Here is a 20,328-nt window from a genome sequence, read left to right as displayed (position 1 = left end):
GGTTAACCCTTTTAAGATCGTATGGCTTCGACTTGTTGTCTCACCTTTTCGAATGACACATTCGCCATTGCACCGTAACCGGATAATTTGGTCGCTTTTAGTTGGCTAACTAACGGTGTGCTGATGCCACATAAGAATCTCGCGACAGCATCGTGGCTGATGGTTGTTGGAGACAATTGCACGTACTCGTTAATCCAAACCTCCACTTGCTCGATTTCTGGCTCAGGCTTACTTTCGGTAGGAAAAACGGCAACCTTCTGACGACATACCGAGCAGTGACCACAGTGAGTAGGCGCATTAAAGTCGGCAAAATAGTGAGCCAATTGATAACTTAAGCAGTGTGAAGATTGAAACAAATCCAACATTGTGCGGATGCGTTCGATGTCTTTGTTCTCTTTGGACTGGAACAGTTGATATAACTCTTGGGTGAGGGATTCATTGCTCATTTCTATGGGTAGAACGGAATAGACATCAGTCAGCTGTTTACTCTCTAGTTCGATCCATCCCTTTTGGTGGAAGTAATCCAAAGCAGCAACCACTCGACTTCGCTCAGCACGGTAGTTGATCCATAACGCTTCCATATCCACTTGGCACCACACTTTCGCTTTGCTGGAGCAAGTAAAAATCGCCTCGACGAACTGGCGGCGTTCATCTTGAAATTGACTGGTAATAAAAGACTGTTCTTTAATGAACTTGAAGCGATAATCAGCGAAATAACTGTATTTTGCTTTGATAACTTTTTTGAGTTCTAAATATACGAGCAGTGTTTTCAAAGGCAACTGGCGAATATTACTATCGCGAGATAAACGTAGGGGAACCACTTCCCATTGAGGAGCATGTTCACGCGCTTGCTGCAGGACATAATTAATCGCGCTTAGCTCAGGCGTGTCGCCGTAAACAAAGTTCTCTAATACCATTAAGCCTGATGCATTCCCCAGCAAAATACACTCGGAGCGTTGCCCGTCACGCCCGGCACGGCCAATTTCTTGTGCATAGTTCTCAATAGACTTGGGGAGGTCGAAGTGAATAACACGACGAATGTCCGCTTTGTCAACGCCCATACCAAACGCGATTGTCGCGACGATGCAGTCGATTTGACTGGTCATAAACTGCAATTGAATCTGTTCGCGAATGTCACTCTTCATTCCAGCGTGGTAAGCATGTGCGTTAATACCAATATGGATGAGCGATTTTGCCACGTACTCAGCGGTTTGTTGCTGAGTGACATAAACGATGGTTGGTCGCTTTGGCGCTGCTGCGATGATGTCGTTGAGTTGGGTTTGCTTTTCCGACTCTTGGCAAGGAATCACCGATATATCTAGATTAGGACGGTAAAAGCCAGTTACGGTAATATTTTCCCTCGCGATATTGAATTTCTGCTGCATGTCGTCAATGACTGCGGGTGTGGCAGTAGCAGTCAACAATAAAGACTGAGGGATATTCAGTTCGCGTTGATATTGCGGCAGCTTCAGATAATCGGGACGGAAGTTGTGACCCCATTCAGAGATACAGTGCGCTTCATCTACCACCATCAATGAAATCGGGATCTGACGAATAAACTCGCGAAAGCGTTCGTTCTTTAGTCTTTCTACCGAGATCATCAGTATCTTGATGTGTCCATTTTTTACCCCTGCCATGATTTGCTGCGTTTCTTCTCGGCTTTGGCTGCTATCGATGGAAGCGGCGGCAATCCCTTTGTTTTTCAGAAAACCAAGCTGGTCTTTCATGAGTGCGAGAAGAGGGGATATCACTAATGTCAAATGAGGTAATTGGGTAGCGGGTAATTGATAGCAAAGTGATTTACCTGAACCTGTGGGAAAGATTGCAGCGGCAGAGTGACCTTTCATTACTGCTTCAATGACGGTTTGTTGACCTGAACGTAATGAGTCGAAGCCAAAAACCGATTGAAGTGTTTGCTGCAATTGGACACTTTGCATAATAGGGAAACCTTAATTTAGTGATAAACTCGCTCACAATACCATAATCTGTAGGCCAACAACGCGTCTTAAAAGTATGAACAAAGCAGATCTAGTCCAAATAATCATTCAACAATTGGAAGAAAAACTTCACATTGCGCAGGCTTCTACCCAGCGAGCGATTGACGCCGCGACGGATGAGGAGACGGTTCCAGAGCATAAATACGATACGTTAGCATTAGAGGCTTCTTATCTAGCTCATGGTCAAGCGATGCGCGTGCAAGAAAGTGAAGGAGAGCTACGCCAGTATCGATCATTAGCGAGTCGTGATTTTACCGATTGTCCGATCAATGTTGGTGCTTATGTTGTTCTCGTTGATGAAGAGGAACACGAGCGGCACTTTTTCATAGGGCCATGTTCCGGTGGCTTAATGGTTGAATGGCAAGGAAAAGAGGTCTTCGTATTAACGGCGAGCTCTCCGCTTGGACGCGCTTTGATCGGAAAAGAGCAAGACGAAGAGGTCAGTATTCACATCGACTCAAAAACAATTGGTTATGAAATTGTAACGGTTTGCTGACACCAGAAAGATAAGTCAGTGTTATGTTTAACAGGGTTATTTAGAACTAAAGAGAAATATATGAACAAACTGCTTACGCTCTCTCTGCTGCTGATCAGTTTTGGTGGCTACTCAGCTCAATGTCGCGTAGACATCCATAATGAAGTTCGTATGGACGGACAAAGTCTTGAAATTCGCCAAACAAGCGGTGATACGGCTGTAGTGGATGAGGATGGTAACTTAGTGATCAAGGGTGAGTCCATTGAACTCGACGCTGACCAAAAAGCGGCGATTGGCGACTATCGTGACAAAATGAATGCCTATATTCCTCAGGTAAAACAATTAGCAAGTGATGGTTTGGAACTGGCCAATGACATTATAGACGACATTGCCAAAAGTTTGGATGCGCCCAATGCTTACGACAACGTCAAAGTGTCTATCAAGGCATTTTTTGAAGATATTGAATCCCGCTATTACAAAGATGGTGATTTCATTCTTCCCGCAGATAGCTTTGAGTCGATGACTAAAAGCTGGACTGATGATTTCGAAAAAGCACAAGAAATTTTCAATAAAGAGTTTCTTTCAAGTACGTTTGCCGCATTGTCGACTAAGATGCAGGACGATGGTGGTTTAAACCTTACTGCGTTGTCGGAAGCGATGGCGGAGCTCAGTGCGAAAGTTGAACAACGTCTTGCAGAGCATTCGAAAAAAGTCGAGAAGCAAGCAGACGATCTTTGTGAGTCATTGGATGATATGGCTGATGAAGAAAATGATTTGCTGAAGAAAATTCCAGAACTCAACGACTACCGAGTGTTTACAATTTAAATTAAGAGCGTTAGGCACTTGTCTCTCCCTACTTATAGGGCTTGAGCGAGACCTATTTCCTATAAGTAAACAACTAAGAGCGCCATTGGCGCTCTTTTTTCATTTCGAATTAAACTGAGATGTATGTATAACTTTACAAACTGAATGTCTGTTAACGGTCCCGATTGTCGAGTATTTAACCTAGTTCCTATTGCTGCTTAGTTGATATTTCTATATTGTACTAGCTAACTAGTTCATTGATATTTTGTGTGAGTGGTATGACACAACAGACATCTTCTCAGCCTCGCGAGCATTTTGGCTCTCGTCTCGGATTCATTTTAGCGGCCGCGGGCGCAGCTGTGGGTTTGGGAAACATTTGGGGCTTCCCTACGCAAGCAGCAAGTAACGGCGGCGGTGCGTTTTTGTTGGTTTATTTAGTGCTGATTCTTATCGTCGCTTTCCCAATGCTGGTGGTCGAAATGGCGATTGGTCGTCATGGTCAAGCGAACCCAGTAGACAGTATGCGTGCGTTAACCCCGAACCCTATAGGCAAAAAACTGGGGGGACTTGTTGGCTGGATTGGCCTTAGTGTCCCGAGTGCCGTATTGGCGTTCTACTCGATTGTTGGGGGGTGGTTGATTTGCTTTTTACTTGGCGCAATCACCGACATTATGGGTATGGAAGCACTGACTGCGTGGTTTAAAGGCTTTAGTGTCGAGCGTAACTTATTTGGTACGATTGTTTTTTATATTCTCACCGTTTTGATCGTACAAGGTGGCGTTAAACAAGGTATCGAAAAGTGGTCAACGCGTCTAATGCCGGCTCTGTTTGTGCTGTTTGCATTGCTGTTTGTATATATCATGACGCAAAACGGTGCAATGGAAGGCCTTAAGCACTATTTGGTCCCTGATTTTGATAAAATATGGGATAGAAAGCTGATGTTGGCGGCGATGGGGCAGGGGTTCTTCTCGCTGACGATTGGTGGGTGTTCGATGCTTATCTACGGCTCTTATTTAAGTAAGAAAGAGAACCTGCCAAAGATGGCCATGAACGTGACGTTAGTAGACACCGCAGTGGCGTTTATTGCCGGCTTGGTTGTGATGCCAGCGATGTTTGTCGCGATGCAAAAAGGTGTCCAGATTTACGCGGATGATGGCTCTCTTCTCAGCTCAGACACGTTAGTTTTTACCGTATTGCCACTGATGTTCGATAGCTTAGGTTTACTGGGTCAACTGTTCTCTATTGTGTTCTTTTTGCTACTGACTATTGCGGCGCTGACATCTTCGATCTCGATGTTGGAGTGTCCGGTTGCGCTTGTGAGTGAACGTTTTAATACCAAACGTGGCATTACAAGCTGGGTGCTGGGCGGTTTGATTGCTCTGTTTAGTGTGGTCATCGTCTATAACTTTGGTGAAATGTTTGGTTTGGTCGCCACGGTTGCCACTCAGTATCTTCAGCCAACGGCGGCATTGTTATTCTGTTTGTTTGGTGGCTGGGTATGGAGTCGTCACTCCAAAGTTAAGGAGCTTGAACAGGGCTTCCCAGAATTCAGCCAAGGTTGGTTTGGTAAGTTATGGCCAGTGTATGTGAAGTTTGTTTGTCCGGTGCTCGTTGCGACGGTAATTTGGGCTTCATTTGGCTAAGTAACCGCAATAATGTCTCGTTTAAAAAGACGTAGGCAAAGGAAAGGGCTTGATGGTTTCATCAAGCCCTTTTTGTATTGCTTACCCCGCCGTAAAGGAGACTAACGGAACTGACCTGCCTCCGGCAGATAGTCAAACCCAGCAGAGGCGAGTTTCGCTTCTAATGCGGTACGGTCTATGTCAAAGAAAGCCACTAGCTTATCGAGATCACCGTTAAAATCATCACGCAATTTCATGTTAACGATGCTCATCAGCATCACCGTATCCATCGACTCAAAGTTTGCTAGGTTCATTGCTTGTCCTCAAAATCAGAAATCAGCAAGTTCGCGGCAGCAAAAGCGGCTTTTTCGCGCGTTTCTAGGGGAAGAGACTCATCTGCTGCAATGTCATTGAGTGCTTTTACTGCACAAGCAATTGCCTGAGGTATATAGGCCTGATCGCCACTACCGATTTGAGCCCAAAGTTCACGAACCATTTCACAACAGCCATATACTTGCATGCCATATTCCTTAAAAGTGATCACTGTTCTCAAATATACACACAGCGGTTTTGAAACTCAAAGAAGAGCATTGTTTTGGCTCAAGTTGAGGCGTGAATTGAGCGATATTTAATCACTGAATCTGTAATTCCAATTGCTTTGTCACCTCTGGTGAAAGCTGAAGCTGTTTGGCCAGCTCTTGTAAGTATGACTTTTCCATGAAATTTTGTTCATCAGCCACAATTAAAGACGCGAGATAAATTTCTGACGCTTGTTGAGGGGACGTTGCCTGATTGGCGATTTCGGCAGGATCGAGCGGTTTGTTTAGTTCTTGATGCACTAAATGACGAACGTGATCATCTGCCCCCATGTCTACTAAGGCTTGCTCAATGTGGCTCATCTCCTCTTCGTCGACATGTCCATCGGCTTTTGCAGCACCAATCATCGCTTTTAAGATCAATACACTGTGTTTACTGTCTTCTGGGTCAAACGTTTCATGAGTGCCATGCATTTCCTGCTTCGCTTGCCAGTCGTTGTAAACTTTGTAGGCCAGAGCCCCAAGTGCGGCCGCTCCACCGACTTTCAATGCGCCTGTGCCTATTTTCTTTGTCATCTTTTTACTTTTCTTTGAGCCCACTAGCATACCGATAAGACCGCCGCCTATCGCACCTGCTCCTAGCGTTTTGAGGTTATTTGAGTTTGATGGTGATTTGGTATTACTGGTTTTTTGGCCCAACGCATCGGCACCTTGCTTGAGTAAGTCAGACTTGAGAGCTTGATTTAGAAGACTTTTTAGATCCATAACTGACCTCCTTATTGATGATGAGAGCAGTGTACTAATAAAAAGCTGAACCAAAGATTAACGACGTGAATAGGGAAGGCGAGTGAGTAATACCAATCGTAGTAAATAACTGGTCATTCTAGCTTGCTAAAATACTCGATAACTTCGTTGCCTTTTCGTTTATAAAGTAGGTTGATTGTAGAATAACTACTTATCGAAAAATTGCGCCTTGTTCTCAAGCATTTTTCCTACGCTATTTCTGATCACTTATTTACTGTGATTGGTATAATAAAAAAGGTTGACAAAAGCCAACCTTCTTATTTAGTTTGCGATGACATCACATGGAAATCGCGACGGAATTACTTAAGTTTCAGTTGAGACTTAAGATGCTCTACGATATCCGTCATCGGTACTGGTGTTTTGTCACCAGTCGCACGGTTTTTGTATTCGAAGTTGCCTTCTTTCATTGAGCGATCACCGATAACCACCGTATGTGGCACACCGATCAACTCCATGTCTGAGAACATGACACCAGGGCGCTCTTTACGATCGTCAAACAGCACTTCAATGCCCATTGCAGTCAATTCAGCGTATAGCTTTTCAGCCGCTTCTTTGACTTCTTCTGACTTGTGCATGTTCATTGGAACGATGGCAACCTGGAATGGTGCAATCGCGTCAGGCCAGATGATACCGTACTTATCGTGGTTCTGTTCGATTGCGGCCGCAACAACGCGTGATACACCAATGCCGTAACAACCCATCTCCAGTGTGACGCTCTTACCGTCAGGACCCAATACGTTACAGTTCATTTTTTCAGAGTAGGTCGTTCCAAGTTGGAAGATATGACCGACTTCGATACCGCGTTTAAGCTGAAGCGTGCCTTGCCCACATGGGCTTGGATCGCCTTCAACTACGTTGCGTAGATCTTCTACTTGACCAAGCTCTACATCACGACCCCAGTTGATACCGAAGTAGTGTTTGTCGTCGATATTTGCACCGCCGCCAAAGTCGCTCATTACTGCAACGCTACGGTCAACGATGAACGGTAGTTTTAGACCAACAGGGCCAAGAGAACCAGGACCTGCGCCGACAAGAGCACGGATCTCTTCTTCTGTTGCCATTTCTAATGGAGCAGCAACTTGCGGAAGGTTCTCTGCTTTGACTTCGTTGAGTTCATGGTCACCGCGAACAAGAAGCGCAATGATTGGCGCCTCAACCTCATCAGACGCTTTAACAAATAACGTCTTGATGGTTTTCTCGATTGGCAGGCCATGTTGTTCTACCAATTCCGCGATGGTTTTTGCGTTTGGTGTGTCGACCAGCGTCATTTCTTGAGTCGGTGCAGGTGCGGCATCGACAGGTGCTAACGCTTCTGCTTTTTCAAGGTTTGCTGCGTAGTCTGACTCAGTCGAAAATGCAATGAGGTCTTCACCGCTTTCTGCCAGTACGTGGAACTCTTGAGAACCGCTGCCACCGATTGCGCCACTGTCTGCTAGTACAGGGCGGTAATCTAGGCCCATACGGTCAAATGCTTTGCAGTATGCATCGTGCATTGCATCATAGGACTGTTGCAGGCCTGCTTTGTCTATATCAAAACTGTACGCATCCATCATTGAGAATTCACGAGCACGCATCACACCAAAACGAGGGCGACGTTCGTCTCGGAATTTTGTCTGGATTTGATACAAGTTTAATGGAAGCTGTTTATAAGAACTTACTTCATTGCGCACCAGACTAGTGATCACTTCTTCAGCTGTTGGGCTGAGAACAAACGGACGCTCATGACGGTCAGCGAAGCGCAGCAGTTCGGGGCCCATTTTTTCGCTGCGACCTGTCTCTTCCCATAGTTCAAACGGCTGAACAACGGGCATCAACGTTTCGACTGCGCCTGCATTGTCGATTTCTTGACGAACGATGTTTTCGACTTTACGCAGTACACGTAGACCAGTAGGTAGCCAGGTGTATAAACCTGAAGCCAGCTTACGGATCATACCTGCACGTAGCATGAGCTGATGGCTCACTACTTCTGCGTCGTTTGGAGTCTCCTTCAGAGTTGAAAGAAGATAATTACTGGTACGCATTAAATTTATCCGTTTATTTAAGTTAAATACACAGTTCCAAGGTTGATCTGTGTATGTCGATCCCACAATGGGAAAATAATTAGCCGTCTATAATATCAGCCAATTGGCTTCGTCAAAAGCTTTCAATCGCGGTAACGGTTATTAAGTTATCTGATACAACAAACTTCACGTTCATATCGCACAAATTTACCGCGTATTCTTTGTCGTCCGGCTTATTTTTCTTGTAAGCAGGACGTGGATCCTGTGCTAGAACTTGTTCAATCAGGGAGAGCATATATTCAGTATCGGCGTGCTTCTCCAGTATCGTCAATGCCGATGGTGAAAAAGTAACCTGTGCTTTGTCTGGTTCCTCGGTTGCGTAGCCACCTTGTGCATCTGGAATGGAATCTGAGTAGGGGATATAGGGTTTAATATCGATAATCGGTGTTCCATCGACTAAGTCGACACTACCTAGTTCAAGGTATATTTGGTCCCCTTTTTTGCTGATTCCTTTGACCTCAACGGCGGACATACCAATGCCGTTGGGGCGAAACGTTGATCGAGAAGCAAAGACGCCTACTCTGTTGTTACCGCCTAAACGAGGCGGTCTAACGGTCGGTTTCCAACCGGCTGCTAAGTTTTTATCAAATAAAAATAGCAGCCATACATGAGAGAAATGTTCTAAGCCTCGAACCGCTTCTGGGCTATTCGCTTCGCCTACTAATTGGACTCTGGCTTTGGCACAGGGAACTAAGCGTGGTTGACGCGGTACTGCGAATTTTTCTTTGTATGGGCTTTCAATGATGCCGATAGGCTCAATGGAATACATAGTTGGTATCTTCTGGATTTATTTACATCAAAAATATCACAAATTTTGCTTGCTTTTATTATTGATAATAACTGTCGGTTGGTACGGCATAATGTAACAGCAAGATTGAAGATATTCGGAGTAAAGAATGAAAGTTGTGAAATCATTGAAAAGTGCTTTACGCCGTCATCCTGATTGCCAAGTAGTGAAGCGAATAGGGCGGTTATACGTCCTATGTAAAACAAACCCAAGGTTTAAAGCGGTACAGAAATAAAGCGTAGAACAATTTGGTGCAATGCTAGTTATGTCACAATTTATAATGTCACTTGTTGGTTTTTATATGGATGAATAATCTGGTTTTTGTGTATTTTAGTGGTTAATTATTCGACTTTAATTTACACTTTGTAACCTTTTTGACTTTTGTTTTAACTTATTGCTCGAGTACCCTCCTCTCGCTTTTTGACATCTTTGTCATTTTTGCACAGGAATAAAAACAAGGAGGGAACAGATGAGTTCATCTGCTTCAATTAAACAAAACTCGCCTAAAAAGTCGCTGTTCACGCGCTTTTTAGATACTGTCGAATATTTGGGGAACCTATTGCCCCATCCGATCACACTATTTGCCATTTTCTGTTTAGCCATTCTGGTGATGTCGGGTATTGCAGGTTACTTCGAAGTCTCGGTTGTGGACCCTCGCCCTGAAGGGGCAAGTGGTCGTTCCGCGGATGGTATGATTCATGTAGTCAGCCTACTCAACGCTGAAGGCTTACAACTTATCGTGACTAACTTGGTGAAAAACTTTGTTGGTTTTGCTCCGTTAGGTACCGTATTGGTTGCGATGCTCGGTGTTGCGATCGCGGAATACTCAGGGCTTCTTTCAGCAGCAATGCGTGGCCTAGTCATGGGGGCGTCACAACGCATGGTGACGGTCACGGTAGTGTTTGCAGGTATTATCTCGAATACGGCTTCTGAGCTAGGTTATGTGGTACTGATTCCACTCGCCGCAATGCTTTTCCACTCTCTAGGACGTCATCCTCTCGCTGGTCTGGCAGCAGCCTTTGCGGGGGTATCCGGTGGTTACTCGGCAAACTTACTTATCGGCACCGTTGATCCACTGCTTTCAGGTATTACTGAAACGGCAGCACAGATGATTGATCCTACTTATACGGTAGGTCCTGAAGTAAACTGGTACTTCATGTTCGTTTCAACTTTCTTTATTGCGATTACCGGTGCCTTTGTGACCGAAAAAATCGTTGAGCCAAAGCTTGGTAAATACAGTGAAGAAGAAGCGGCAGAAGATTTGTCTAACGACAAGATGGGCGGCTTAACAGATCAAGAGAAGAAAGGTCTGAAGATGGCGGGTATTGCGGTTCTTGCAGTATCAGCGCTATTGGCATGGACAATTGTTCCAGCAGACGGCGTGCTACGCTCTGATGCCGGTACCGTAGCAGGTTCGCCATTCCTGAAGAGTATCGTAGCCTTTATCTTCGTATTCTTTGCTATTCCAGGCTTTGTGTATGGTAAAGTTGTCGGCACAATGAAAACGGATCGTGATGTCATTGATGCGATGTCGAAGTCCATGTCTTCAATGGGCATGTACATTGTACTGGTCTTCTTCGCCGCTCAGTTTGTCGCTTTCTTTAAGTGGACGAATTTCGGTCAAGTGTTTGCTGTAGCAGGCGCTGATTTCTTGCAGAACATCGGTCTGACTGGCCCAATGCTGTTCTTCGCATTCATCCTGATGTGTGGCTTCATTAACCTGATGATTGGTTCTGCGTCAGCACAGTGGGCTGTCACAGCGCCTATCTTTGTCCCGATGTTAATGCTGGTAGGTTATGCTCCTGAAACTATCCAGGCGGCTTACCGTATCGGTGATTCAACCACCAACATCATCACCCCAATGATGAGCTACTTTGGTCTGATTCTGGCGGTGGCGACTCGTTACATGAAGAATCTTGGTATTGGTACGCTCATTGCGACCATGCTCCCTTACTCAATCTGCTTTATTGTGGGTTGGAGCGTGTTGTTCTACCTATGGGTATTCGTCTTCGGTCTACCTGTCGGTCCAGGTGCGGCGACGTACTACACACCTTAGTAAGAGTGTTCCTCACACAGATCGAAAAAAGCCTGCGAATGCGCGGGCTTTTTGTCATTTAAGAGGCTGTGTTTGATAGAAGGCTGATGTTTAGCGTTTCGCTAATATTCTATCTAAGTGGTTGGCAAACTCACGACGATCAGTTTGAGACAGTGCGGCAGGACCGCCAGTTTGAATACCACTTGAACGCATCGTTTCCATAAAGTCGCGAACATTAAGGCGTGCTTTGATCGTGTCTTTTGTAAATAGCTCCCCTCGAGAGCTCAATGCCAATGCCCCTTTTGTGATCACTTCATCCGCCAACGGAATATCAGAGGTAATCACCAAATCATTCGCTTCAACCCGTTTTACGATTTCGTTATCAGCGATATCAAACCCCGCTGGTACTTGAAGCGAGTGAATGTTGGCTCTTTTAGGAACGGGAACGACATGGTTGGCGACGAACGTACACTCAACTCCGGTTCGTTCTGCTGCGCGAACAATGGTCTCTCTAATCACTTTAGGGCAGGCATCAGCATCAATCCAAAGCTTCATGATTTTTTCTCATTCAGTTTTGCTTCCAAAGCATCAATTCGTGCCGTCAATGTCGCAACAACGGCTTCCAGTTCTGTAATTCGAGTTTGTTCTGGCGTGCTTGATGCGGCAATTTCAATCTTTGGCACTCGGTTGGTGCCTTTCCAGCTCTTGATTGTGGCAATGATCGCAGGCATCGGCACAGGCGTTTTCATGCGTGCTTTTACTAATGCGACAGTTGGCTCTTTGCCTTGTTGTTGCAGCTGTGTCATCACTGCTTCTAATTCTTTAGTGACGTCTTGAGTTAACATTTTTGGTCCCTACTAAAATGGCTTCTAACATCATACGTTGTGTCATTGATTTTGGCGAATGGCAATTTGGAAAGGGGGTTGTAAGAGATCTCTCACACCAGTTGTGAGAGAAAACGTTTTCGCTATCAGTTAAAATGTTCTTTTTATTTTTAAAGTTTTGATAGTAAAGGAAAAATTTATTTTCCGCTTGAAGGGGGATTAAAATATTTTTTTCACGTAGATTGCGAATGGAAGGAAAAAGGGTAAATTAGAACTTGTCAGCAGGAAGCAGACACGGAACAGGAAACAGCCAAGGACTTGGTTATCGTCAGGAAGACGATTTGATTATTTAGGATGAATAATCAGCATGGAGCGAAGGACATTGTAAGGACACAATCATCAATAGGATGTTGATGACTAAGGAAAGACAATGGACCCCTCATAGGATTGAGGATTAGGACCGCATCAGGAAGATGCCAGGGACACCGCTCAAGGAACAAGTGATGTGCGCTAACGGGGAATGTTAGCTTTCAGGATGATAAGGACACCGCTAGGACGGCGATGCAAGGATTAAGCTGACGGATTCAGCCACTATTACGGATGATGCATGGAGCATAATGAGTAGCCGGACTGCTGCAAGTAAGACTATAACCCCGATACCAGCGTATCGGGGTTTTTCTTATTATGAGCACAATCACGCTTACCGTTAAAAGGAATGTTCCTACACATTTGTTGCTAACCGAATTCGTCTTAAAAGTATAAAATCGACCATATAACAGTACATTATTAGAACAACGTTATATTTGCTTGCACTCAATACTGGGCATGTTTTCTTTCCAACCAGTTGGTATCATTTTTCGGCTTCTAGATAAAGACATGATGTCTCGCCATTCCCTTGTACTTGTTAGCTTGGGTATGCGGATATAAATTAGGTTTGCTGTAATCAAGGAACAGATGTGGCCATAGTAACCAGAAGAATGTTTCTTCTACCTTATACTGAATCATTACAACTCGAATTTGTCATGCTGAATTGCTGTGCAAAAAACCGAGCGGAAATGAACGGTCCTCTCACAGTCGCTTCAGCTAAGCAAGCATTTGATGAAATGCTGGACGATGAAAATATTTATAGCTTGGCTGTGTTAGAAAGTCGTAGCCGAGACTATATGGGTCATATTTTTATTGCTCATTTGAACTCAGAACCGGAATTGGGCTTTATTTTTGATAAAACCTACTGGGGGAAAGGATTGGCCACTGAGGCTTTGAAAGCATTTTTCCCTAAGGCGTGTCGAGAATTGAACCTTCACAAAGTAACCGCTAATGTGAACAGTCGTCATCATGCGCCGATCGCTGTTTTAGAAAAGCTGGGGTTTGTGAAAAAAGGTGAAAGTAAGGACATGTATGGCCCTTACTTTGAGATGGTATTTATAAACGATGGGGCGGCAAATGAAAGTTCTGCGGCCTGAATCCGACCATGGTTAAATGACCTTGGTAGCAATCATCACCAAGAGAAGAAAACTCGAAGTGATACACTGTATGCCAACGCCAGCGCCCGTCTGGCGTTTTTAATTTGTGAGCGCCAAAGGCAATGCTAACCAATTGAAGTTCCAGTTGATCGCATTTGCGTGTAATCGCGGCTTTGGCTAACTCAGATTGGCGTCTCTGCTGCCAAAAAAGAAAGCAGAAAAAACACAAACTTAAAATTGCTAACAGATCACCAATCATTGTTTATCCTTTGGTTGCCTGTTGTAAGCTCAACAGTGCATGAGCTAACTCTTCAGATGGATTAGAATGAAGCAAGGGTAACAATACCATTCTCAGCTCAGGCAACATGACTAAATCTGCAAATAACTGATTGAACAACGCTTGATTGCCGGTTTGTGCGAGGCGTAATAAAAACTGCTCGGCAATGTCTTTACTTGCCAATAAGTGCCAGGCACGACCTGCGACGCCAATCAGAACTTCTTGATGGCTGAATCGCGGACTTTTTAGTATCGCCTCTAGTACGGGAAGCGCTGTTTTGTTTGGTGCTCCAGCTAGTGCACGTATTAACGCTGCGAGCAGAAATAGATCAGGCTCACTGCTGTCGATTTCCTGTTGTGCTTTTTCAGCGATGCGTTGAGCGAGTCGTTCTTGCAATTCCACATGCTCGAGAGCGCCTAATAACGCATATAAAGGCTCGTTGGGCAGATGTTTGAGGGCTTTGCGCAGCGTAACCGTGTTTTGCTCTCTTTCAAGTCTCGCCGCCATATCTGTAATGCCTTGCAAGCCAACGGTTTGCCAATTATCCCATCCCAGTCCCCCAGAAAAGTAGTGTTGGGCGTGCTCATAGTATTGGCTAGTAGGAAGATCGAGATATGCACGAACTTGGCTATGGAATACGGCCATTTTGTCTTCGGATGGCTTGAAAGTATAAGGGTTGTTAGACAGCTTTTGTTGCTGTTTCTCTGACATGTCATCACTCAGGCGTGTCCCCATTGCCTCGACGACATATTTGATGAAGTTTCCTATATCGGCTTGTTTTAACAGACCGCGCTCGTCCAATTCGAATTTCAAAAACCAAATCCAAGGCTGTTTCTGTTCATTCCAGTACGCTATCGCTAAGTGAGCTTTGCGTTGCATTGGGAATGGATAAGGGCACTGACCTTTTTCTATATCGATAAATTGCAGCTTATCGATGGTCTTGATACGGCGGCCAAGGTCGAAGATCTGGTAATCACAATTGCTGTTATTCAGCAGTTGGGTGAGGGTATGTAGGTTTTCCATTAAATACGACGTCCTAACGTTCTTTTCACAAGAAATGGTATCATTATTGGCTAATTCAAGGTTCGAGACAGAATTAATGGCAACAAATACCCAATTGGTCGACTTACTTCACCAACTTGAACAGCAATTGCAACAGTATGACCTTTGGCAACAATCAAAGCCATCGGTGCAAGCGTTGCAAAGTGTTGAGCCGTTTGCGATTGATACATTGCATCCCCATGAGTGGTTGCAGTGGATATTTATTGCAAGAATGCGTGCAATGATTGAACACAACCAGCCTTTGCCGAAAGGGTTCGCCATTGGGCCTTATTTCTCAGAGGCATGGAAGCAAGCTCCGCAATATTCTGAGCTACTTATTACCATCCACTCTATTGACGAATTATGTAAGTAATCTGTATGACTGAACAAGAAACCGCAATCTCTTTGGCACCCGTTGAGTTGGAGATCGTTTATCAAGACGAATACTTTGTCGCGGTAAATAAGCCCGCAGGAATGTTAGTGCATCGTAGTTGGTTAGATAAACACGAGACGCAATTCGTGATGCAAACTTTACGTGACCAGATTGGCCAGCATGTTTTTCCTCTGCACCGCTTAGATCGTCCAACGTCAGGCGTTTTGGTTTTTGCTCTGTCTAGTGAAGTGGCTTCCCAGGTCATGCCAATGTTTGCCGAACACAAGATGGAAAAAACCTATCACGCAATCGTTCGTGGCTGGATTGAGGAAGAGGGCGTATTAGATTACGCATTAAAAGTTGAGTTGGATAAGATTGCGGATAAGTTTGCTTCCCAGAATAAAGAAGCGCAAGACGCGGTCACCGCATACAAGCCACTCGCTAAAGTCGAAGTGCCTTATTCTACGGGGAAGTTCCCGACGACACGTTATTGCTTGATTGAAATGAAACCTAAGACTGGGCGTAAGCATCAGTTGCGTCGTCATATGGCGCACTTACGTCACCCAATTGTCGGGGATACTTCGCACGGCGATGGTAAACACAATAAACTTTTCCGTGATGAGTTTGTGTCACATCGCCTGTTGTTGCATGCATCAGAACTTCAATTTGTGCACCCTTTTACTGGGGAAAGCATGATGATGAAAGCGAACTTTGATGAAACATGGCAAGGGCTATTTGAGCGCTTTGGGTGGGATGACGTAGTCTAGTGCTCAATGAATAAGTGAGCAGAGCGCAATGCAAAAGAGGTGGGAATTAGTATCCACCTCTTTTTTACTTAAATACCGTTTATTTGAATTCTGGAGGTATGAACGTCGTTGTTATTTGAGCTTTTCGAGATCGGCTTCAATTTCAGCTATTTTGCTTGATACCACTTTTTCTAGGTGACGAAGATCCGAGAGGATTTTTTCTTTCACGTCTGTTTCGGGTGCTTTTGTTGGTCGAGTTATTTTATTGAGTTCATCAATAACGAGCGTGAGGTTACGGTTGATTTCTGTCACTTCTCGATATCGATGACTGCCGCTATCCACAAGCACATTTTTAATTTGACGTGGGTATTTGAACTTGACACTTTTAGCGAAGAGTTCGCCAGGTTGCTTAAGAAAGTAGATCTTTAGTACGTCTTTGTGAGCTTCTTGACGAAGGGAGTAACGTTCAATCTGTTTTGGATCATGGATGCCCAAACCAGTGAGGTGTGGATACATAGGCTACCTCTATTTTACTGAAATAATTTCAGTAATAACTTTAGCAGCCTATTTGTGCGCTAGATAGCGACTTTTTAATCTAATCGAACAAGTTGTGGGCAAGATCTCTATCAACCTTGCTCACTCCTGGTTTTATTATCTACAACTACGCAGGGTCAGAGTCAGACAGTTTGTCGACAAGGATTTTACGTAGTTCATCCTGCTGTTCTTCACTTAATCTTCCCCCAGCGTCGCTGGTCAGGATGAACAAATCCTCTGCGCGCTCACCAATGGTGGTTATTTTTGCGCCATGAATATTGATGTTCAAATCGGCAAAAGTACGTCCTACTCTCGCTAGCAAGCCCGGAGTATCTAATGCGACAAATTCCATTAAAGTGTGTTTTTTCCCTCTTGTGGGCAAAAAGTCCACTTTGGTTTTGACATTAAAGTGTTGAAGCTGGTGCGGTGTGCGACGCGTTTTAATCTTGGTCGGGCGTCCATCTTCTAACACGTGGGTTAGGTGCTTAATGACCGCAGCATGACGGGTCTCATCAATGGCTTCCCCTTGCTGATCGAGAACAATGAAAGTATCGATCGCGTGTCCATCTTTACTGGTCATGATTTGCGCATCATGGACGTTGAAGTTGCGACGGTCGAGCTCAGCAACAACGGTCGCAAACAGAGCCGGCTGATCTTTGCTATAAACAAACACTTCCGTACCGCCTCGCGTCGCTTTTTTGCTGATCAACACCAGTGGCTTACTGGCGTCATCCATCCGTAGTAAGTGTTCACAATGCCACGCAATCTGAGTATGAGTATGACGCAGGAAGTAGTCGGCTTTAAAGCGTTGCCATAGTACCTCAATCTCTCGTGCAGCGAATCCTTCTTTACGCAACATTGCGGAAGCCATTTGCTGATTGTGACGAATACGCTCACGAACATCGACTGGGTTTTCCAAGCCTCGTCGAAGAGCTCGTTGAGTTGAGTAGAACAGTTCTGCTAGCAATGTACGTTTCCAGGCATTCCAAAGTTCTGGGTTTGTTGCGCAAATATCAGCGACAGTTAGGCAAACGAGGTACTCAAGTGATTCTTCATCGCGTACTTTTTTAGCAAATTCTGTAATCACGTCTGGATCGTAAATATCCCGGCGCTGCGCCGTTACAGACATAAGCAAGTGATGTCTAACCAGCCAGCTGACGAGTTTGGCTTCAGGTTTGGACAAGCCATGTTCTATACAGAAGTCATAAGCCTCTCCTTCACCAATTACCGAGTGATCACCCCCTCTGCCTTTGCCAATATCGTGAAAAATGGCCGCAATGATCAACAGCTCTTTTTTTTGCATTCGAGGGTAAATGTCACAACAAATAGGGTGCTTTTCGTGGTTTTCTGGATCACTGAAGCGGTTAATGTGCTTGAGCAATCGCATACTGTGTTCATCAACCGTATAGGCGTGGAACAAGTCAAATTGCATCTGACCCACGATTTGGCTCCATTGCGGTAAATACGCAGCCATTACCCCCAGTCTGTGCATTAAAGTAAACGCTTTGTGTAGTGCATTTGGGTGACGACATAACGCCATAAACTTTTCACGCGCTGCTGGTATCGTATGTAAAAACTTGTTCAGACGACGGCGAGCGGTTCTTAACTGACGTAGGGTAGGAGGGCTCACCCCTTCGATGGTTGAGTCATTGGCGATGTGTATAAACATATCCAGAATGGTTTCTGGTCGAGCTTGGAATAGGGCAGGCTTACGAGCTTCAATTAATGGCCCTCTGCGCTGGAAATCGGCATCAATAATGACAGCATCGACAGTTACACCACCGTTGATGATCGCTTGATCAAACAGTTTGAGCAGCATTTTGTTTAGCTCTGCCACGCGGCGAAGAGTTCGGTAAAACTCTTTCATCATCATCTCAACGCCGCGATTGCCTTCACCAACGTAGCCCAGATTTTCTGCGACTTGTGCCTGATGAGCAAAGGTCAGACGATTATCGTATCGACGTAACTCCATATGTAAGGCGAAACGAACACGCCAGAGAAAGTCCTGACACTCGACTAGTTCACGGTACTCAGCATCCGTTAAAAATCCGTACTTGCTCATTTCCAGCAAAGAGGTCGCGCCAAAGTGACGGCGTGCGACCCAACTTAACGTATGGATATCACGCAGTCCCCCAGGGGTAGACTTAATGTCTGGCTCTAGGTTGTATGTTGTATCGTGATAACGAGCGTGGCGTTCTCGTTGTTCTTGAATTTTAGCTCGATAAAAGGTTTCGCTTGGCCAAAAAGAATCAGAGAGGACCACTTCTTTAAGCGCTTGATAGGTATCCTCGCTGCCACATAATAACCGAGCTTCTTGAAGGTTGGTGGCAACCGTCAAATCATCACGACCAATCTCTGCGCATTCCTTGACAGTACGAACAGCATGTCCGACTTCAAGTTTTAAATCCCACAAAAGGGTGATGAACTCGCTGATTTTTGCTTCGAGCGTCGATGGTAGTTTGTTATTCGACAATACAAGGATGTCGATGTCTGATAATGGGTGCAGCTCACCACGCCCATAACCACCGACCGCAACCAGGGAAATATTATAGATCTCATTGAAGCCAAAATGGTTCCATAGGCGAGCCAGCAGTTGATCCATGTACTTGGCTCGGGCGAGGACTAGATCCGTGACCGGCTGGTGGTTGATGAAGTCTTGTATTTGATCAGAGCTGAACTTCTCGAGCTCTTGTTTAAGCTCAACAACGTTGATCTGTTCATCGGTCAACGCTAAAGGGGACTGTAGTGACATATTTGCTATCCGTGCAAGCGACTAATTAAAGCAATTTAACAAATCTTTGGCAGATAAAAAATATCCCCGCATGAGCGGGGATATAAAATAGTGGGCCATCAAAACATTTAGGCGTTTTTCATCAGGCGAGGGATCGTATCATCGCTACGCAGTGTGAGGACTTCACAACCTTCTTTAGTGACCACTATCGTGTGTTCGTACTGCGCTGAGTTTTTACCGTCACCTGTGTATACCGTCCAGTCATCTTCAGCATCGACACTGCAACCAAACTTGCCTGCGTTGATCATAGGCTCGATCGTGAAACACATGCCTTCTTTGAGTACGCGGCGATCTTTATTCTTATAGTGAACAACTTGTGGCTCTTCGTGGAATTCATCACCGATACCATGGCCGCAGAAGTCTTTCACGATTGAAAACTTGTTACGCGGGTTGTTCTTATTGTTTTCTTTGATGTACTTCTCGATCGCTGTACCAATGTCGCCCACGGTTGAGCCAGGTTTTACTGTGCGCATACCTACGTAAAGCGCTTCTTGAGTGACCATGCACAAGCGTTTATTCGCTGGAGAAACGTCACCAACTAAGAACATTTTTGATGTGTCGCCGTGGTAGCCTTGAGGACGAACACTTAAATCTGCATTCTCATCGTTAGGGACGATAACCGTGATATCGATGTTGATAATGTCACCATCTTTCAGTACGGCCGGTTTGGTTTGTCCATTGCTACCGATTTCATCTTTCTCAGCAGGAATACCGTGACATACGATATGGTTGATCGATGTACAAATAGATTTAGGAAACCCATGGTAATCAAGGGGAGCAGAATACGCGCCTTTTTCTAGAGCGTATTCATGACAGATTTTGTTGAGTTCTTCTGTCGTAACGCCGACTTGGACGTGTGGCTCGATCATTTCTAGAATTTCTGCGGCAAGCTTACCAGCGATGCGCATGCGTTCGATTTCTTCAGCGGTTTTAATCTTGATTGACATTGGTTTTCTCTACTTATTCGATAGCACTTATGCGTGCGAATGGCGGCATTCTAACAGACAACATGTGGTGAACCCAAGTGAGTTAAGAATATGAGTCATTCTTATTTGACTAATAGAGATTATAGGAAGTAAATATCCCTCAATTAACAAGGATAAGAAATTATTTTTCTAGCCACAGTACGCTAAAATATGATATAAAGCGCGCCGGAATA

At 44.8% G+C, this 20,328-nt stretch carries 21 protein-coding genes; 8 read left to right on the top strand and 13 right to left on the bottom strand.

Annotation, left to right across the window (positions count from 1 at the left end; genetic code table 11):
* Window positions 1-11: 11 nt before the first annotated feature.
* The gene (locus ONE56_RS09825; RefSeq protein ID WP_423839765.1) at window positions 12-1,937 is read right to left on the bottom strand and encodes a RecQ family ATP-dependent DNA helicase; all 1,926 of its coding nucleotides are present in this window, start codon (window positions 1,935-1,937) and stop codon (window positions 12-14) included.
* A gap of 76 nt (window positions 1,938-2,013) precedes the next feature.
* Between ONE56_RS09825 and ONE56_RS09820 the strand changes: the two genes are divergently transcribed.
* The 3 genes from ONE56_RS09820 to ONE56_RS09810 all read left to right on the top strand — a co-directional run bounded on the left by ONE56_RS09820 (window position 2,014) and on the right by ONE56_RS09810 (window position 4,919).
* Window positions 2,014-2,493, top strand: coding sequence for a GreA/GreB family elongation factor (locus ONE56_RS09820; protein WP_041156008.1), 480 nt, complete (start codon window positions 2,014-2,016; stop codon window positions 2,491-2,493).
* 60 nt (window positions 2,494-2,553) lie between these two features.
* A complete protein-coding gene (locus ONE56_RS09815; protein WP_041156009.1) occupies window positions 2,554-3,297 on the top strand; it encodes a YggN family protein in 744 nt (247 codons plus the stop codon).
* Between the two features lie 257 nt (window positions 3,298-3,554).
* Entirely contained in the window at window positions 3,555-4,919 is a 1,365-nt protein-coding gene (locus ONE56_RS09810; protein ID WP_423839764.1) for a sodium-dependent transporter, read from the top strand.
* A gap of 101 nt (window positions 4,920-5,020) precedes the next feature.
* Here ONE56_RS09810 and ONE56_RS09805 read toward each other — a convergent pair whose 3' ends face one another.
* The 5 genes from ONE56_RS09805 to tsaA form a co-directional block, all read right to left on the bottom strand.
* Window positions 5,021-5,212, bottom strand: a complete 192-nt coding sequence (locus ONE56_RS09805; protein WP_041156010.1) for a DUF4250 domain-containing protein — start codon at window positions 5,210-5,212, stop codon at window positions 5,021-5,023.
* The gene (locus tag ONE56_RS09800) at window positions 5,209-5,418 is read right to left on the bottom strand and encodes a YaeP family protein (RefSeq protein ID WP_331437768.1); all 210 of its coding nucleotides are present in this window, start codon (window positions 5,416-5,418) and stop codon (window positions 5,209-5,211) included. The genes ONE56_RS09805 and ONE56_RS09800 overlap by 4 nt, the downstream gene beginning before the upstream one ends.
* A 112-nt stretch (window positions 5,419-5,530) precedes the next feature.
* Complete coding sequence (locus ONE56_RS09795) at window positions 5,531-6,199, bottom strand: tellurite resistance TerB family protein (protein ID WP_423839763.1); 669 nt, start codon at window positions 6,197-6,199, stop codon at window positions 5,531-5,533.
* A 338-nt stretch (window positions 6,200-6,537) separates the two neighbouring features.
* Complete coding sequence (locus ONE56_RS09790; protein ID WP_331437766.1) at window positions 6,538-8,259, bottom strand: proline--tRNA ligase; 1,722 nt, start codon at window positions 8,257-8,259, stop codon at window positions 6,538-6,540.
* Window positions 8,260-8,371: 112 nt separating this feature from the next.
* The gene (gene tsaA / locus ONE56_RS09785) at window positions 8,372-9,067 is read right to left on the bottom strand and encodes a tRNA (N6-threonylcarbamoyladenosine(37)-N6)-methyltransferase TrmO (protein ID WP_423839762.1); all 696 of its coding nucleotides are present in this window, start codon (window positions 9,065-9,067) and stop codon (window positions 8,372-8,374) included.
* 127 nt (window positions 9,068-9,194) lie between these two features.
* On the opposite strand from tsaA, the gene ykgO reads away from it, so the two are divergent.
* Window positions 9,195-9,320 carry a type B 50S ribosomal protein L36 gene (ykgO, locus tag ONE56_RS09780; RefSeq protein WP_423839761.1) on the top strand — a complete coding sequence of 42 codons (126 nt, stop codon included), beginning with the start codon at window positions 9,195-9,197 and terminating at the stop codon, window positions 9,318-9,320.
* Window positions 9,321-9,554: 234 nt separating this feature from the next.
* Window positions 9,555-11,141 (top strand): AbgT family transporter, encoded by a 1,587-nt coding sequence (locus ONE56_RS09775; protein ID WP_331437763.1) that lies wholly within the window; start codon window positions 9,555-9,557, stop codon window positions 11,139-11,141.
* Between the two features lie 90 nt (window positions 11,142-11,231).
* Here the strand turns inward: ONE56_RS09775 and ONE56_RS09770 are convergent, their stop codons facing one another.
* Together ONE56_RS09770 and ONE56_RS09765 are read right to left on the bottom strand one after the other, a co-directional pair.
* On the bottom strand, window positions 11,232-11,675 hold the full coding sequence (locus tag ONE56_RS09770) for a YaiI/YqxD family protein (protein WP_041156015.1): 444 nt from the start codon (window positions 11,673-11,675) through the stop codon (window positions 11,232-11,234).
* Window positions 11,672-11,965, bottom strand: a complete 294-nt coding sequence (locus ONE56_RS09765) for a hypothetical protein (protein WP_423839760.1) — start codon at window positions 11,963-11,965, stop codon at window positions 11,672-11,674. Before ONE56_RS09765 ends, ONE56_RS09770 begins: the two co-directional genes overlap by 4 nt.
* A gap of 956 nt (window positions 11,966-12,921) precedes the next feature.
* Between ONE56_RS09765 and ONE56_RS09760 the strand changes: the two genes are divergently transcribed.
* Window positions 12,922-13,407 carry a GNAT family N-acetyltransferase gene (locus ONE56_RS09760; RefSeq protein WP_041156017.1) on the top strand — a complete coding sequence of 162 codons (486 nt, stop codon included), beginning with the start codon at window positions 12,922-12,924 and terminating at the stop codon, window positions 13,405-13,407.
* On the opposite strand, the gene ONE56_RS09755 is transcribed toward ONE56_RS09760, so the two are convergent.
* Together ONE56_RS09755 and ONE56_RS09750 are read right to left on the bottom strand one after the other, a co-directional pair.
* Window positions 13,367-13,666 (bottom strand): DUF3301 domain-containing protein, encoded by a 300-nt coding sequence (locus ONE56_RS09755; RefSeq protein WP_084735844.1) that lies wholly within the window; start codon window positions 13,664-13,666, stop codon window positions 13,367-13,369. The two genes, ONE56_RS09760 and ONE56_RS09755, sit on opposite strands and share 41 nt — an antisense overlap.
* A 3-nt stretch (window positions 13,667-13,669) precedes the next feature.
* Window positions 13,670-14,707: a DUF3549 family protein gene (locus ONE56_RS09750; RefSeq protein ID WP_423839759.1), complete on the bottom strand. Its 1,038-nt coding sequence runs from the start codon at window positions 14,705-14,707 to the stop codon at window positions 13,670-13,672.
* Between the two features lie 76 nt (window positions 14,708-14,783).
* On the opposite strand from ONE56_RS09750, the gene ONE56_RS09745 reads away from it, so the two are divergent.
* Window positions 14,784-15,098, top strand: coding sequence for a YqcC family protein (locus ONE56_RS09745; protein WP_423839758.1), 315 nt, complete (start codon window positions 14,784-14,786; stop codon window positions 15,096-15,098).
* A gap of 5 nt (window positions 15,099-15,103) precedes the next feature.
* Window positions 15,104-15,865, top strand: a complete 762-nt coding sequence (gene truC, locus ONE56_RS09740; RefSeq protein WP_423839757.1) for a tRNA pseudouridine(65) synthase TruC — start codon at window positions 15,104-15,106, stop codon at window positions 15,863-15,865.
* Window positions 15,866-15,976: 111 nt separating this feature from the next.
* On the opposite strand, the gene ONE56_RS09735 is transcribed toward truC, so the two are convergent.
* From ONE56_RS09735 to map, 3 genes are all read right to left on the bottom strand, one after another.
* Window positions 15,977-16,360, bottom strand: a complete 384-nt coding sequence (locus ONE56_RS09735; RefSeq protein WP_331437761.1) for a DUF3461 family protein — start codon at window positions 16,358-16,360, stop codon at window positions 15,977-15,979.
* A gap of 145 nt (window positions 16,361-16,505) precedes the next feature.
* Window positions 16,506-19,130, bottom strand: a complete 2,625-nt coding sequence (glnD, locus tag ONE56_RS09730) for a bifunctional uridylyltransferase/uridylyl-removing protein GlnD (protein ID WP_423839756.1) — start codon at window positions 19,128-19,130, stop codon at window positions 16,506-16,508.
* Window positions 19,131-19,237: 107 nt separating this feature from the next.
* Window positions 19,238-20,116: a type I methionyl aminopeptidase gene (gene map / locus ONE56_RS09725; RefSeq protein WP_331437760.1), complete on the bottom strand. Its 879-nt coding sequence runs from the start codon at window positions 20,114-20,116 to the stop codon at window positions 19,238-19,240.
* Window positions 20,117-20,328: the final 212 nt, after the last annotated feature.

Source organism: Vibrio mytili (genome assembly GCF_049563345.1).
Taxonomy (GTDB): domain Bacteria; phylum Pseudomonadota; class Gammaproteobacteria; order Enterobacterales; family Vibrionaceae; genus Vibrio; species Vibrio mytili.
The sequence above is the reverse complement of the archived record's forward strand: the minus strand, read 5'-3'. Positions and strand labels throughout refer to the sequence as shown.